14 protein-coding genes are annotated in these 15,961 nt (G+C 40.2%); 10 read left to right on the top strand and 4 right to left on the bottom strand.

The features are described 5' to 3' along the window. Window positions 1-2: 2 nt before the first annotated feature. On the bottom strand, window positions 3-2,012 hold the full coding sequence (locus tag L1077_RS22050) for an alpha-amylase (protein WP_237139026.1): 2,010 nt from the start codon (window positions 2,010-2,012) through the stop codon (window positions 3-5). 256 nt (window positions 2,013-2,268) lie between these two features. Between L1077_RS22050 and L1077_RS22045 the strand changes: the two genes are divergently transcribed. Continuing rightward, a complete protein-coding gene (locus tag L1077_RS22045; protein ID WP_237139025.1) occupies window positions 2,269-2,784 on the top strand; it encodes a DUF523 domain-containing protein in 516 nt (171 codons plus the stop codon). Here L1077_RS22045 and L1077_RS22040 read toward each other — a convergent pair. Beyond that, window positions 2,777-5,269: a cation:proton antiporter domain-containing protein gene (locus L1077_RS22040; RefSeq protein WP_237139024.1), complete on the bottom strand. Its 2,493-nt coding sequence runs from the start codon at window positions 5,267-5,269 to the stop codon at window positions 2,777-2,779. The two genes, L1077_RS22045 and L1077_RS22040, sit on opposite strands and share 8 nt — an antisense overlap. 144 nt (window positions 5,270-5,413) lie before the next feature. Between L1077_RS22040 and L1077_RS22035 the strand changes: the two genes are divergently transcribed. Continuing rightward, window positions 5,414-5,815: a GFA family protein gene (locus L1077_RS22035; RefSeq protein WP_237139023.1), complete on the top strand. Its 402-nt coding sequence runs from the start codon at window positions 5,414-5,416 to the stop codon at window positions 5,813-5,815. A 73-nt stretch (window positions 5,816-5,888) separates the two neighbouring features. Here L1077_RS22035 and L1077_RS22030 read toward each other — a convergent pair whose 3' ends face one another. Both L1077_RS22030 and L1077_RS22025 read right to left on the bottom strand, forming a co-directional pair. Then, the gene (locus L1077_RS22030) at window positions 5,889-6,776 is read right to left on the bottom strand and encodes an alpha/beta hydrolase (protein ID WP_237139022.1); all 888 of its coding nucleotides are present in this window, start codon (window positions 6,774-6,776) and stop codon (window positions 5,889-5,891) included. 313 nt (window positions 6,777-7,089) lie between these two features. Continuing rightward, entirely contained in the window at window positions 7,090-7,806 is a 717-nt protein-coding gene (locus L1077_RS22025; RefSeq protein WP_237139021.1) for a hypothetical protein, read from the bottom strand. 275 nt (window positions 7,807-8,081) lie between these two features. On the opposite strand from L1077_RS22025, the gene L1077_RS22020 reads away from it, so the two are divergent. The 8 genes from L1077_RS22020 to L1077_RS21985 all read left to right on the top strand — a co-directional run bounded on the left by L1077_RS22020 (window position 8,082) and on the right by L1077_RS21985 (window position 15,913). After that, a complete protein-coding gene (locus L1077_RS22020) occupies window positions 8,082-9,098 on the top strand; it encodes a D-cysteine desulfhydrase family protein (protein ID WP_237139020.1) in 1,017 nt (338 codons plus the stop codon). Between the two features lie 212 nt (window positions 9,099-9,310). Next, window positions 9,311-9,814 (top strand): peptide deformylase, encoded by a 504-nt coding sequence (gene def / locus L1077_RS22015; protein ID WP_237139019.1) that lies wholly within the window; start codon window positions 9,311-9,313, stop codon window positions 9,812-9,814. A gap of 141 nt (window positions 9,815-9,955) precedes the next feature. Beyond that, a complete protein-coding gene (locus tag L1077_RS22010; RefSeq protein ID WP_237139018.1) occupies window positions 9,956-10,384 on the top strand; it encodes a DUF3574 domain-containing protein in 429 nt (142 codons plus the stop codon). Between the two features lie 3 nt (window positions 10,385-10,387). Then, complete coding sequence (locus tag L1077_RS22005) at window positions 10,388-10,771, top strand: MmcQ/YjbR family DNA-binding protein (protein WP_237139017.1); 384 nt, start codon at window positions 10,388-10,390, stop codon at window positions 10,769-10,771. Between the two features lie 61 nt (window positions 10,772-10,832). Beyond that, window positions 10,833-11,459, top strand: a complete 627-nt coding sequence (locus tag L1077_RS22000; RefSeq protein WP_237139016.1) for a LysE family translocator — start codon at window positions 10,833-10,835, stop codon at window positions 11,457-11,459. Between the two features lie 180 nt (window positions 11,460-11,639). Next, entirely contained in the window at window positions 11,640-13,511 is a 1,872-nt protein-coding gene (locus L1077_RS21995; RefSeq protein ID WP_237139015.1) for a DUF885 domain-containing protein, read from the top strand. Window positions 13,512-13,898: 387 nt separating this feature from the next. Next, on the top strand, window positions 13,899-14,123 hold the full coding sequence (locus L1077_RS21990) for a hypothetical protein (RefSeq protein WP_237139014.1): 225 nt from the start codon (window positions 13,899-13,901) through the stop codon (window positions 14,121-14,123). Between the two features lie 752 nt (window positions 14,124-14,875). Continuing rightward, complete coding sequence (locus L1077_RS21985; RefSeq protein WP_237139013.1) at window positions 14,876-15,913, top strand: hypothetical protein; 1,038 nt, start codon at window positions 14,876-14,878, stop codon at window positions 15,911-15,913. The last annotated feature ends 48 nt before the right edge of the window (window positions 15,914-15,961 follow it).

The following is a 15,961-nucleotide window of genomic DNA, read 5'->3' as shown; positions in this document are numbered from 1 at the left end:
CACTAGAGAGCCTGTATGAGGTGGGTGTTTTTACCAAACTCAAATACATTTAGCTTACCACACTGCGCGAAGTGGTTATTGCTAGCATAAGGTCGGTTTGCTTGGATAATATCACTTTCCCATCCTTGACCATTTTTGACAAATGCTTTTAGCTCGAACCAGCCTTGGTGAGTTTGACTGCAATCCATTTCTACATCAAGTTTCCAGTAGTGCGGGCCCCATTGGTTTAAATCTGACTCACCAAATCCATGAAGATCGTAGCTTTTCTTTTCACCCCAATTTGCAGGCCAAACATTGGTTGTCCAATCTAAAGCAGTCCCTTGGGCTTGATTTGATTGACCAGGTTCAGTTGCCTGCCAGTCAAGGTAGGTATCTCCTGATTTCCATGGTGCAGTGGTTTGATTTCTGAGGTTTAGGTGTCTAATTGGAATTTGGCAAAGTACAGGATTTTGGTCGCATTGCAATCCACGCTGTGACGCTGCATTGTGGTCCAAGCCGCCGCGTGCGAACATATCTTGGCCGCTTTGTGTTTGTGCTTTTATAAATACAACGGTTCTTTGCCAATCTCCGTCGCCGTCATTAGGGGTATCTGTGGCAATACTTTGGTGATGGATAGCGATTGCATCCATAGAGGACAGTGATATTTGAGCAGTTCCATCGCCATCAACCGTAATTGCTCTGCCATTGCAATATCCCGCACTTTTACCGCCAGAAAGCTCGTCACAATATGTGCCCGCAGGGAGACCGGTTGCCAACCTCACATTCATATTGTTTGATTCTCTATTGATGGCCACAAACCCTAAATTACCGCGCGAAAAAGCAATTTGGTTATTACCATTGTCCCACCAATTTTGTACTGACCAGTCATCATTGGTATGATTTCTAAAGCGCATTGCGCCTGCGATAAAGGGCTTTCTGTGCTCACATTGCCAGTGCTGTGCGTTGCAATTTAAATTCTTACCTTGATGAACGGGCACAGTTGGGCCGCCGGCATCGGTATTGCCATAAAATTCATAGCTAGACATTACCTTTGGATAGCCATAGGGGTAGGCAAGCATGAACACATTGGCCAGTTCATATAGTTTGCCGTCGTGAAAGGTGACTATAGAGCCAGCACCGCCATGCCCGCGTTGATTGTCATGGTTATCAGAAAATACAACGGCTTTATAGCTTGGCATAAAGCCCCATTGCTCACCAAAAGATTTAAGCCAAGCAAGCTGACCTGTTTTAAATGTTTCGCTGAGTTTAATGCTGTATTTGAACTCAGTGACTAAGCCATTTTGAAAGTATTCGGAAGCTTGAACAGCTTCACCACCTTGATCTATGACCTCTTGGAACACCACAGATTGCTTATTGAGTTTACCTAGAATATCGCCGATGTCGTTCGCAGGCATATGCTTGCTTGCATCTAAACGAAAGCCCGCAACGCCAATATCTAGCAAGTCATTTAAGTAATTTGCAAGCTGCGACTGCACATAAGGTGAATCGGTGTCCAAATCGTGTAATCCCACTAATTCACAATGCTGCACGCGCCATGGGTTATTGCCGTAATCTTCAGGGTTAATTGCACAGGTTTGATGGAAGTCATTTGGGCTGTAGATGGGATATTGTTTGTTACCAAACTGACTGCCTGCGACCCCGGTACCGCTTCCGTGTGCCATATGATTTATCACCGCATCGACATAAATATCGACCCCTGCAGCCTTACATCGAGATACCATGTCGATGAACGCAGCTCTATCTCCGCCGCGACTGATAAGTTGATAGCTAACAGGTTGATATCTTGTCCACCATTGACTCCCGGTGATATGTTCACTCGGCGGCGAAACCTGGACTGCCGCATAGCCTTGTGGCCCTAAAAAGGTTTCACATTCTTTTGCGACATCAGGCCAAGACCATTCAAACAGGTGAACAAATGTGGTTGGTGCACCTGTGTTACTAGGCGTAGCATAGGTGCTGTTTGATGCAAGTACCGAAACACTTGCGACGATTGGTAGTACTATATTTTTCATTATTGTGCCTCTCATTTACATGAGTTTTACAATATAAGGCGCTTTGAGGAACATTCCATTGAATACGTATGCAAAATGGGATCAAGCTTGCATGTTGTTGTTTTTTAATGCTATGAATTAGGTGGTTTAAGTTGTCCATTCTATATTTAAAGAATAAATATTTCTTTAGTGTTAAATAACTACTCTATTATAATAAGCTATGTGTACTTTTTATGGGTATATAGAAGTCAGTGCAGTATTTAAATGTGGAGTATGGATGCAAAAGGTCTTTGTGAGTGCCTGTTTAATGGGCAATAAAGTAAGGTATAACGGAAGTAACTTATCGCTGGATGAGTCAGATAAGCGTTGGTTAGATCTAAACGTCAAGCTTGTTGGCTTTTGTCCAGAAGTCTCTGCTGGTTTACCGATACCTAGAGCGCCGGCGGAAATTATCGGAGGCGAAGGGCGTGATGTCATCCACCAACAAGCGCGTGTTGTCGGGGATGATGGAGTCGATGTGACAGATGCCTTTTTAAATGGTGCCCATCAAGCGCTGCAAATTTGTTTGCAACAACAAATAAAATACGCGGTTTTGGCAGAGGGTAGCCCATCTTGCGGAAGCGAAAAAATATATGATGGCACTTTTTCTGGTAAGAAAGTAACCGGTGCTGGCGTTACTGCACAACTGCTCAGATCCAAAGGCATCAAAGTCTATAGCCAACACTCTGTTATGCAGTTAATTGAGCAGCTAGAACGTATTAGCACAACGAATAAATATAAAACAATTAGTTAGTATATTCTTGCATTAACTTGCAAACTACTTGAGTTAATTGGCTATCATTTTGCATTAATTGCTTAAGCTTGTCGCAAGGTAGCCACATAATATCACAAGGGGTGTCACTGGTGATGTCGGTTGCGCATGCACCGCTTAGCAATGCGGTTAGGGCAATTGATTCGCCGGGCCCTTTATTTGTACAAGTGTGCTTTACGTCATTACCTGATGATACGTTCCATTGTTCTTTAACGCTTCCTCTCACAATAACGCCAATTTTAGACAGCGGCTGGTTTTCGTTGCAAATTACTTGCTGCGCTTCATAAACCTGATGCTCTACAAAAGCGGATAGTTTTTCACGTGTGGCGAGCGGTAAGTTCTTAGCCCAAGGAATATCATTAGTAAATTGTTGTTGCTTGGTCGTTTTGAAGATTGACTCACTTTGGAGGTTGGCCATTTTGTCTTCAACGCATGCTAATAGCCTTTGAGCTTCGGGCTTATCTAACACAGCTTGCTTAAGCTGTGCATTGATGACAGCGCGTTCGCGATTGAGCAACAACCTAGTCGCAGCTTGTGTCTGCAGGGATTGAATAATCTCTGGAAAGCTCTCATGTAATTTGTTCATACGCTCAAGTGTGCGTGTTTTGTTATCTTTGACATCTTTTAACACTAAATTGGCAGCAGACTGGCTGGGCGCTAAGGTTTGCACATGACTTTGCAGTGCCTCTTGTGCGTGCATAAACCCCCGAGCAATATCGTAACCCAAGGCAAGTTTCTTAAAATAAAAGGTCAATAAGAGCTTGTTTAACCATGAATATTGCCTCAGTGGTTGCAACCATTTGGGGGTTTGCCATACCGTATAAATGGAGGTTCTTGGGCTAATTTGGGGTTCACCGTCTAGGGCAGATTCAACCGCTTCAACTAATTTGCTAGTAGCTTGCTTGCTCAACATCCCTTGTTCAAATTGCGTCCAATAATGTTTTCGCTCAGTCTCGAGTAGTCTCCTTTTGTATGCCGTGTTGAGCTCTTCTGTGGTTATTTTATTATTTGCTTCGGTCTCATTGAGTGCTTGTAGTTGCGATTTTTGCTTTACGGTTTCCCAGTCTGCGCCTTGCAAAAATGGGTTGGTCATCATCACAGGCAGCATCTCGTGTAGCTCATTATTGATTGTGCCTTGGGCTTTGTCTACAGTTGCTTGTTTTGCTGGCGGTAATGAGTTTAAGCCGAGTATTTTAAGTAAGCAGCCCATTGTGGAGCCGTTGACTAATATGGTTAAGACTACGATGCCTGCACATAAAAACAGCACCCGATCACCAATTTCTTTTGGTATGACATCACTGGCGACTACGGCCAGCGCCAAGGCTAATGACACCGCACCGCGCAGTCCACCCCAGCACAGCACCGCAGCTTTTGGAAAATTAATACCAATACCTAATCTCGTTAGGGCTGGCATACACACGGTGATAGAGATTGCCCTAATGATTAAAATACCCGCGTAAAGCAATGCCAGCATTTTCCATGCTTGCATATCATTTAGTGGTACACGGATAGCGACCAATATGCCAACCAGTAAAAAGATAAGTGTGTTGGCCATGTGGGCCATCATTTCCCAAAAATGATGTAAAAATCCAGCGACTTCGGGGCTGATCCGAGTTCGACCGATACTTGCAAACATTATGGCTAACGTGACAACCGCAACTACCCCCGAAACGTGAAAGTTCTCTGCAATAAAAAATACTGAATAGGCAGCTGCTATGGTTAAAGAGATTTCGATCATTGGGTCGTTAAATACATGCTCTATCCACATAATACATAGACCACCTACGGCTAAGCCTATTGCCAGACCTACTAATACAACTTGTAAAAACTCAGCAGTGACATGCAAAGGCGATGAAAGTCCAGCGTTGATATCACCGCTGTAAGTGGCGCTAACCCATACAAAAAAAAGTGAAAAGAACACGATTGCCGTGCCGTCGTTGAGCAGCGACTCGCCTTCAATGAGGGTTTCAAGGCGCTTTCTAGAACTGACTTCTTTTAACAGCGCGACGACAGCCACCGGATCTGTGGCACTGATCAAAGCACCAAACATTAGGCAAATGGCCCAGCTCCAGCCCCAGCCATCGGGCACAATGGCAAAGATGAGCTCTGCTGTTAACCAAATCGCGAGCATTAAACCTGGGACGGCCAAAATAGCGATTTGCGTAAACATGCGGCGGAATAAATGCACCTCCATGGCAAATGCGCTTTCAAAAATGAGCGTCGGCAAAAACAGATATAAAAATAGGTGAGAGTCTATTTCGGCAACCAAAGATAAACTCTGGCCAAATTCTGGGGCGTATGCATTAAACAAGTCTGCTCTTTGTAGCAACCCGATTGCAATGCCTAGTAATAAGAGCGCAACCGTGTAGGGGACTTGTGTGCCTTTTAAAATATGCCGCACAAATGCGCCAATAAAGAGTGCGAAGATAACAAACAGCAGGATCAATAGCCCTGTGCTAAATGCCATAGTACTGTGCCTATGCAGGTTGAATGCTCTAAGTTTAGAAAAGGAATGTCAGGTTCGCTAAGATTAAGCAGGGTAGAGGGTGTTTAAATTTCAAAAATGTTCATACAATAGAAACAGATAGTGTGTGATGTAATTAGGTTGAATATGGTCAAAGGTAGTTGCAATTGTAACGCAGTGCAGTTTGATATCAGTTTACCAATAACGGATATTTATGTTTGCCATTGCTCAATTTGCCGAAAAACAAGTGGCGGAAATGGTGTGTCGGTTGCTGTGGTGAATAACAAACACTTTGCTTGGCTGACAGGTACCGACAAAATCAAAACTTGGCATAAACCAGATCATGACTGGGTTTGCAGTTTTTGTACACAGTGTGGATCAAACCTGCCTGGTAAAAACGATGAGCAGCGTATGTATGTGCCGGTAGGGTTAATCGCAAACGACGATTTAGTGGGCGCTAAGGTGGTTCATCACATGTGGGTGAGTTCAAAAGCCTGCTGGGACGAAATTGGTGATCAAGGTCAGCAGCACGATGGGTTTATTGATTAATCTGCTTTGAAAAAAAGAGGTGCAAGGGGCACCTCGATGTATGGCAGGCCTAATGTGTTTTATCAGTCCTTGTTTAATCCTGTTCTGACTCATCTTCGTCTGCTTTTGGGCAAACGCTTGGGTAGCATTTAAAGACTTCTCTTAATCCTCTAAATACACCGACATGTAATACTGAACGATGGTTTTCGTCATGGGTAATGTCGTATCGAATTGTGGTCGCATCTGTATCAATCAGGCTGTTTGCGGCGTCATCGATTGCTGTAATGTGCTGCAAGTAAAGCGCTTGGTGCTCAGGAGGAATGTTTTCTTCATGTGCAGCTACGATATAGACAGAGAAGGCTTTTTCATCAAATGTGTCTTCTGCTGCTTCAACCCACTTTGCAACGATACCATCGTCCCACCACAGTGAAGGGTCAATGGCGACATAGCCTTTAAATAGAGGCTGCATGTGCTCTGATAATAAGCTAGTGATTGTGAATAGTCCGCCAAGTGAATGACCAGACAGCACTCTAAAGTCATCTGTACGGTATGTGTTATCAATAAACGGGATAACCTCATCTTTGATAAAGGCTTTTAGTTGGTGGCTTTGTCCGGTTGCGACTGGAATTGGACTATTTTTAGGTTCTGTTGGGGTTAAATCGCGCGCTCTGTGATGACGAGTATTGATAGCGACCAAAATTGCGTCTGGTAACATGTTTGAGCGTTGTAAGAACCACATATTGTGACCAGTTAAATATTGCAAGTTCTCGCCGTCAGTTGTGTAAATAACAGGGTATTGCTTGTCGCTATTTTCTGGCGCATTGTAGCCTTCAGGCAAAATTACCCACACAGTACGCTCTTCACCGAGTGTTGAAGACGAAATAGTATGTTCAGTAGGCAGGTGTTCATATTTATAGTCAAGGTAAGAGGCATTGGCCAAAAAGCTACAGGCACACATCAATAGGAAAGCGAGCTGCTTCATAAGTTTACTCCTTTGTTTAAGTTATTTTAAGGACGAAACAGTTATGAAATTGTTTAGCTCTGTAGTTAGTACATAGGTATGTATAGCTTATTTAATTAAAAAATTTATAGGCTTTAACCCTAACTATATATTTAATAGTCGAATACCTTAAACCGTGGTGGTTTTATCACAATAAGAGTAATAGTATGGACAGGGCTGCCATTGATTTTTTTAATATAAATGAGCAAGGCTTTTCCTGTCGACTTAACAACGTAAATGTAGTTACTGATGATTTATAAAGGACAAAGCCCATATTGTCCGAAAACCTATTATTTTAGTAGCCGAATTTGACTTCAGCCTTATTGTGCAGTTGTTCACCTACATTTTGCGCGTATTTTAAAACATCAAAGTTGCCCTTGAAAAAGCTAATATCTCCCATCGAGCTGTAAGATTCATCGAACACCTCTTTAAAATCTATGATGTCTTTAAAGTTTTCTGCATTGACATCAAATTTTCCCCAAGCAGGGCCTTTGCCATCAGCGCCTCTATCGTACGCTAAGCTTTGCATGAATAGGGCAGGGACTTGCTTTGCAAGTTCAAGTAGGTCTTCATTTTGATTGAGTTTTTCTTCTAGGTAGCTTTTATTCTCGTGACTGATTGCACCACTGACGACAAATTCCCCTATTTCATCAATTGAAAACCCCCAGCCTGTTGACTCGGCGAGTTTTGGGTCTGTGCTTTTTAACTCGCTCATAAATGATTGATAGTGTGTTTGCATATCCCTAAACAAGTCTGCGACACCACCAAAATATAACGTTTGGGAGACTTTGTTGAGTCGTTCAGGGTCATAGGTATGGGATTCAAGCGTCATTTCGCCAACATTTGGGTCATTGATTATATGTTGGTCGTCATGAGATGTATTTTGAACGTGTGCCACTGCTAGTGTCTCTACTTCATCAGTAATGGGTTTAGCATCCATAGATGAAGGATTTTTGTTTGATGCGTTATTGGGGGCTGGTGGCGGAAAATTACTTTGGTTCGCTATCTTCATTACATAATCCTTATATAGAAGACTTGTTATTGGTTTACATATCGACAGTTACACTAAGGTCTTTAGTTATTAATTTCTAATATGTACAAATATCTACTAGTCATCAAAACGAGTTTTAGGCTTTTTGTTGGCGTAATCCATTTTATACTGCTTTTATAAAATCACTATTTAGTCAAATTGTATCATTAATATAAATAAAATTTACTGTTCTAGTATAAACACGTATTTCGAAATGTTGCATACTAATTATACACCGTGTTAAAAAGGGTGTTTTAATGAACTGTAAAGCTGACTTCATCATGCAAAAATGCTCAATCTTGCAGCACTTACCAAAAGCCAAACTAGGCTATCTGCCAACACCAGTGATTAAACTTGAAAATCTTACTCGAGTTTTAGGTGGTCCTGATATATTAATGAAGCGGGATGATCTGACTGGCCTTGCGCTTGGCGGAAATAAGACAAGAAAGCTTGAGTACATACTCGGAGGTGCGATTAAAAAAGGCTGTGATACGGTAATAACGGCAGGCGCTCAGCAGTCCAATCATTGCAGACAAACAGCGGCAGCTGCTGCGAAATTGGGGTTAGATTGTCATCTTTTATTGGGAGGAGAAAAACCTGCCAACTTCAATGGAAATCTATTACTTGATGAGTTGTTTGGTGCACATATTCACTTCACCAAGGAAAATCGAAAAGGAGAAGACATTCCTAATCTCGTCGAAACCCTGAAAGCATCGGGGCACTCACCGTATGTGATACCGTATGGGGGATCGAATGAATTAGGGGTATGTGGGTTTATAGAAGCAGGTTTTGAGCTTTCGACACAAATAGGTGTTGATAATTTAAGTCATGTCTTTTTTGCCTCAAGCTCGGGTGGTACACATGCCGGTCTGATGATAGCCAAGTCTTTATTGAGAGATAAATATGAGCTCATTGGCATACAGATTGATAAAGCTGAAAACGAAGCCAATAGCTTTCAACAAAAAGTACTAGCGCTTGCAAATTCAACGTGCTCATTTTTAAATTTACCGCAAAGTTATCAAGTTGATGAGGTAGTGCTTGATAAAGGTTATTTAGAGACAGGTTATGGTGTTTTGACGGCACAAGAAAAAGAAGCGATCCAACTATTGGCTAAATCAGAGGGGATTTTACTCGATCCTGTTTATACGGGAAGGGCTTTTGCTGCCATGGTAGATAAAATTCAAAAAAGAGAGCTTCCAAATGATAAACAGGTACTGTTTTGGCACACAGGTGGCGCGCCTTCTTTATTCGCTTACAGTAGTGCGATTTTATAGTCGTATAGTAAGCTATACATTGCATAAAGTCTTTCAAAATCGGCACTTTGCGCTTAGATTGCATTTGTATATTGATTCCTTTAAATTTGCAAATGTTGGTTTGATCCACCAGCTTGGTTGCGTACACGTTTTTAGCAACTCTAACCCTTACATATAAAATGACTTAAAGTTATTTAAATTTTTCAATATGAATTATGGAAAGCACGTAAAATATGGCAGTTCTAGAAATTTTAACAGCCCCCGATCCAAGATTAAAAACAAAAGCAAAAAAAGTAACTGATTTCGATTCTGTTCAGACCTTGATAGATGACATGTTGGAAACCATGTACGCGACAAGTGACGGGATAGGTTTGGCTGCAACACAAGTGGGTAGAGACGAAGCGGTTGTAATTATCGATATTTCAGATGAGAGAAATGAACCTCTTATTTTGGTCAACCCTGAAATCACTGAAGGTAAAAATAAAGAAAAGGGTCAGGAAGGGTGCTTATCAGTGCCTGATTACTACGCTGAAGTTGAGCGCTTTACGTCTGTAAAGGTCACAGCGCAAGATAGAATGGGTAACCCAGTTGAAGTTGAGAGTGATGAGTTTTTAGCCATTGTAATGCAGCATGAAATCGACCATCTTCACGGCAATTTGTTTATTGATTACCTTTCACCGCTAAAACAAAAAATGGCGATGAAAAAAGTTAAAAAATATTTAAAGCGTTACGCTTAACCATATTTTTTCGAAGCAGCAACTGTCATGCTGCTTCATCATAGCCCCTACATTATAAATTATTCTTGAGTGCTTTTTCACCATCTTGTATGGTCTTTCATTAATTCATGTTTAAAACCATATAAATCTTAAGGAATGAATATGCGAACGCTTAGCTTGAGCTTTTGCCTTGCGATCTTGTTACTGTCTGGTTGCGCCAGTACTGGCGAGATAAAAAAACAAAGCACTGCAAATACAGTAACAGCCAACGTGAAAGCGCACAGTGAAGGGCTAAAAATGTATTTTGGATTATCCATTCCAAGTGGAGGACATATCACGGCAAGTCAATGGCAGCATTTTGAATCAACCCAGTTAGCGGCCACATTTTCAGGTTTTAGTATCGTCGATGCGGTAGGTTATTACAAAGGTAAGAAAGAACACACAAAAGTAGTGACTGTTTATAACGCCTCTGCTGAAGACATTGCTGCGGCTAACGTACTGGCAAAACACTATAGTCAGCTATTTAATCAAGACTCTGTACTTATTGCTCTGCTCGATATTTCACAAGTGCGCTTTGTTGGAAAGGAATAGGCGATGGGTTGTGTTAAGACTATTGCTGAATATCTTTTAGCAAAACCTTTTAGTAGCGTCAGCCAACCGTTTGGCGAGGGCGTTGATGTATATAAGGTAAAAGACAAAATGTTTGCAACGCTTGCGCCAGAAAAAATGCGTCAATCGCAAGGTGGACATTGGTGGTTAAATTTGAAGTGTGACCCTGATGAAGCCCATGCGCTGCGTGATATATTTGACGCTGTTATTCCTGGATACCATATGAATAAACAACATTGGAATACGGTAATTCTTGATGGTACTGTGCCTAAAGGAGAGATAGAACGCATGATCGACAACTCATTCTTGTTAGTTGTCAAAAAGATGCGTAAAAGTGAGCGTCAGGCAATATTACTGCATTTGTCATAATTATATTTGAACTTTTAATACAATAAGCCCTCTTACCTAAATTAATAACAAGGATGGGCTTATGTTTCCTTTCGATGTATTTACTGCATATACCACAGCATGTCTTCTACTCGTTATTTCTCCCGGGCCTGATAACATTTTGGCAATCGCGAGAGGGATAAGCCAAGGGCGATTAGCAGCCTGTATTTCTGCCAGTGCTTCTGGAGTAGGTATTTTATTTCATGTATTTGCTGCGACGGCTGGATTGACGTTATTAATTCAGACATCAAATATTGCTTTTTACATCGTTAAATTTATCGGCGCCAGTTATTTAGTTTGGTTGGGCGTTAAGGTGCTTCTTAATCGAAATTTGATTATTATCGAACCTGTAGAAGCAAAGTCATATAAAACCATTTTTGCCACAGGCTTTTTTTCCGCGGCATTAAACCCAAAGCCGGGGATTTTTGTACTTGCGTTTGTTCCTCAGTTTATCGACCCAAGCTTAGGCAGTGTTTCGATCCAAATGATGGTATATGGTGCTTGGTTTGCGTTACTGACTACGCTTGGTTTTGGATTAATGGGCGCTTTTTCGACGCAGCTAAAGATGTTTTTGGTTAATAGGCCCAAAGTGTTACAGGGGCTAAATATTTCGGCAGGCCTTACTTTTGTCAGCTCTGGCCTTGCCGTCGCTCTGATGAAGCAGCGATAACCTCTTGCATTAGTTCTGAACAGTCAAAATCGACAAAGTTAATTGACTATTTTACGACAAATAAGTTGGGTAATTTTTGTAACTTAATTCATTTTTAGTTACATTTAAATTTATCTAATATATTGGAATAAATGTGGTTTTTATTTACTGTAGCTAGAAAAATTAAAGGAGAGACTTACAGTGTACAAATCCATTATTGCAATTACTGTCGTGGCAGTGTTAGCTGGATGTCAAGCAAATAAGGCTGGCACCGGTACTAATTCAGTCAATGCTACAGCACAAACCCACAGTCAAAGTGCCGTAGAGGCAGAGACGCAAAGATTAAATGCTTGGTTTGCAGAAAAATACGAACAAGAAATGCAAATGAGCCCAATTATGATGACGATTTATGGTCGAAAAGATAAATATGACCAAATCGATGACGTATCTGAGCAAGCTGAAAAGCGCAAACTGGCGTGGTTAGCGGGCACGGTTGCTGAGCTAAGATCGCAATTTGATTACAGTAAATTAGATGATGAGGCTAAAATCTCTTATGATCTTTGGCTTTATGAGTATGAGCAAGAAAAACAGCAAGCGAAGTTTTTTGAAAATGAATATGTGTTTAATCATATGTTCGGTATTCAGTCATTTTTCGTCCAGTTTATGATTAATTACCATAAAGTAGACACGATTGAAGACATGCATGCGTACAATACTCGTCTAGTTAAAGGATCTGACGCGATTATTGAGCTACTTGGTCAGGCTCAATCTAGAGCGAAAAAAGGCATTAGGCCACCTAAATTCACTTATGAGGGGGTAATTGGCCAATCTAAAAGTATCATCAATGGTGCCCCATTTATTGAGAGTGATAAAGATTCGCCCCTTTGGTCAGATGCCAAACGCAAAGTACAAAAGTTGATTGATGATAAAACGATTAATCAAACACAAGGCGATGAGTTGCTTGCGCAAACGAAAGCTGCGTTGCAAGGTGAATTTAAAACATCTTATACAACGCTTATAAATTGGTTTGAGCAAGATATGGGCAACTTGAAACAACAAGATGGCTATGGTGTTGGCGACCTTCCAAATGGCAAGGCTTTTTATAATTATAGGCTAGCAGATCAAACCTCAACCAATTTAACAGCAGATGAAATTCATAAGATTGGACTTGATGAAGTATCCCGCATTAAAGGAGAAATGATGCAAATTATTGATCAAGTTGGCTTTGAAGGCTCTTTACAGGAGTTTTTTGAATTTTTCCGCAGTGATCCTCAGTTTTTCTATGAGAACAACGATGAAGGCAGGCAAGGGTACATTGATGATTCTATTGCCTATTTAGATGAGCTTAACAAAAAACTACCAGACTATTTTGGGATCTTACCTAAATCAAAGTTGGTGGTTAAGCGAGTTGAAGCATTTCGTGAGCAACCGGGCGCAGCGCAGCACTATATGCCTGGCACCAAAGATGGTTCTCGTCCTGGGGTTTACTATGCCCATTTGATTGATATGACATCGATGCCTAAAAATACAATGGAGTCGATTGCTTATCACGAGGGTAACCCAGGTCACCATATGCAATTGTCTATCGCGCAAGAGCTAGAAGGGATCCCGGAGTTTAGAACTAAAGCACAATTTACAGCATATTCTGAAGGATGGGGACTGTATTCTGAACTGCTAGCGAAAGAAATGGGTGCCTATAAAGACCCTTACAGTGATTTCGGTCGTTTATCGAATGAAATGTGGCGTGCAGTGAGACTAGTTGTTGATACTGGTATTCATGCAGAAGGTTGGTCTGAAGAGCAGTCTATTTCTTACTTTATGAATAATGTGCCAATAAACGAGACCGCTGCGCGTTCAGAAATTCGCCGATACATGATTTTGCCAGGACAGGCTACATCATACAAAGTGGGTATGATAAAAATTCTTGAACTGAGAGAACATGCAAAAGATGAACTCGGTGCAAAATTTGATATCAGAGGCTTCCATGACACAATTTTAGGTGGCGGCGCTATGCCATTATCGATACTGGAAAGACGAGTGAATACTTGGATTGAAGAGCAAAAGCGCTCATAAATAATTAGAATCTACTTTGTAAGTAATAAATGCACATGCTTTTTAGCCTGTGCATTTTTTGTGGCCATTAATATCAAAAATGTTCAGAGTCGTTGATTTAAAGTCATAGCCTATTAGGTTCGATCTGCACTAAAAGTGAATTATTTTGGATTGGTTATTTCATTACCTCCATGAGTTTTAGAGAAGTACACATCCAACTTTTCCATTTAAATCAGTTTATTAAGTTTTTTTGTGGAGGCCTCGATGGGTTTTTATAAGTTCTCATAATAAGTAAAAACATTGGACTAATTGTATTTGGTTGCTATGATTGAGATTCACTCTAGGTTTGAGTGAATGTTCATTAAGAGCAATTAATTTGAGTTCAATACATTAAATAAAGGAATGACCATGAAAAGAGCGATTTTATCTAAAGTTACATTAACTAGTCTTGTTGTATTATTTTCTGCCAATGTTTTTGCTGGGACTTCTACCTGGATAGGGTATGCAAAAGGGGTTGATGATGCAGCAGAACGGGCGCGAGCAGTTCACCCGAACTCTTGGGTGCATAGCTGCAAAAACGTGAGTGTCTCAGCCCCTTGGCTTTATACTTGCACAGTAGTTAGTCGTAATTAAAACTAGAACTGTTTGTGGGCTGTATTGCGTCAAAAGGATCAAAGTCGTTGACTTCACTTGAACTTGACGGTGTAAACTAACCATCACTAAAACAATTAAGGCTTTAGTACAAAAGTGCAGCTCAGTACTAGCATCGGCACAAAAACTGCTTATTTAACGCATTTGTGATTAAGGCAGCAAGGTGTATTCGAAAAGTAGTTGTTGTTGATTTAGGTGAGTAGTAACAATCCTGTCTTAGATAACAAGGTAACCTCAGCAAAAGCTGAGGTTTTTTGTGTATTTAGTCCCAATTGCTCAAAGCATATTATTAGCAGGCGATCTTAACTGCGTATGAAAAATATGTAATGGGTTAACTGCTATTAAAGACGAACCGATAGTCACGGCTTGACAAATTATTGAACACCTTAAATCTTTGATTCAAAGAGCGAGACATTATATGACTTTCAAGCATTGCAACGATGGTATATGAATGGAAAGAGTTAAGTTGATTTTGCATAGGAAAGAGAATCTTTTATTTCATAAAACTTCAAAAAATTAGCAGGAAAAGAATATTAATATATATATTAGACTTTATTATAATGATGGGGTTCTTTTTTTGAGGTTTAATGTTGTACCATTGCTGCTTATTGCCTTCATGAAATGGCAATATAATGTTAAAGAATTCATATAGGGATAGTACGACTAAGTTATAAGGTTTCCTATATTAATTGTAATGTTGTGATATTAGCTTCCCTTACCCTTGCGGATTATTTATGTATAAATACCTTGCTGTTTTTTCACTTTGGTTATTTTCGTTTGATGCTTATGCCAAAAGTGACTGTTTAAAAAGTTTGAAAGGCACTGATGTCAAAATGATTCTTGATACTTGTTTTACTTTTGAAGAAGGTAAAATGGATATGGCATTATTGTTTGGTACACACTTTACCCATAAGTTTGGTAGTAAAGACAACCCATCACCTGAAGCTATTTATTTAAAGGCACAAGTTGATAATGAAGACCCTCAAGCTATGTTTATATGGGGCCAGTTTGTATTAGGTATCGCCTACGATGAAATATCGAGTTTAGAAATGAGAGAAGAATCAAAATACTGGGTGAATAAATCAGCCGATAGTGGCTATTCCTATGCTATGTATTCAATCGCTAGTGCTTATGCAATCTCGACTGAAACTACAGCTAAAAGCGAAGCCGAGAAAGAAAGAGCAATTTATTTTGCTAAAAAACTAAGTGAGCAAAATTTTTTAGATGCAAAAGAATTATTAAATAAAATTAATAAAACTCCAAGTAAAGAAGATTTTACTCTCAATGTTAACTCACTCTATCAAGAGCATAAAAAATTAAGTGAGCAGCAATTATTAGATTTAGCAAGTGTTTTCTCTTTAGGGTGGTATGACAATTATAGACATAAGTCATTAAAACTAGGTCTGAAAAATTTAAAAATAGAAAAAGATACTGACAAAAGTGTTTTTTTATTACAGCAAGCTATGAAAATGCACAATAGTTCTGAGTCAAGTTATCAAATCGGGGTAATTTTAGAAAAAAAGAACTCTAGTGACACTTTTAAATACTATTTATGGGCCGCAGAAAATAAACATCCTGAAGCTGCTGCTTGGGTAGGGGATTTTTATGCTTGTACTGGTGAAAAAGAAGTTGGATTAAGCTGGCTCCATAAGTCTGAAACGTTTGGGTATGAGTACGCTGATTTTTCTTTTGGGGAAATTGAGGAGCTGGGAGAGCCTACTACTTGCCAACCATATTGGAATAGTTGGCCAAAGCAGAAGCTGAAAATATAGGGAAGTATGAAAATTAAAGTAATAAGAGTCGTTGATTTCACGTCGGTA

It is taken from the genome of Pseudoalteromonas luteoviolacea (genome assembly GCF_021654285.1).
Lineage (GTDB): Bacteria > Pseudomonadota > Gammaproteobacteria > Enterobacterales > Alteromonadaceae > Pseudoalteromonas > Pseudoalteromonas luteoviolacea_J.
The sequence above is the reverse complement of the archived record's forward strand: the minus strand, read 5'-3'. Positions and strand labels throughout refer to the sequence as shown.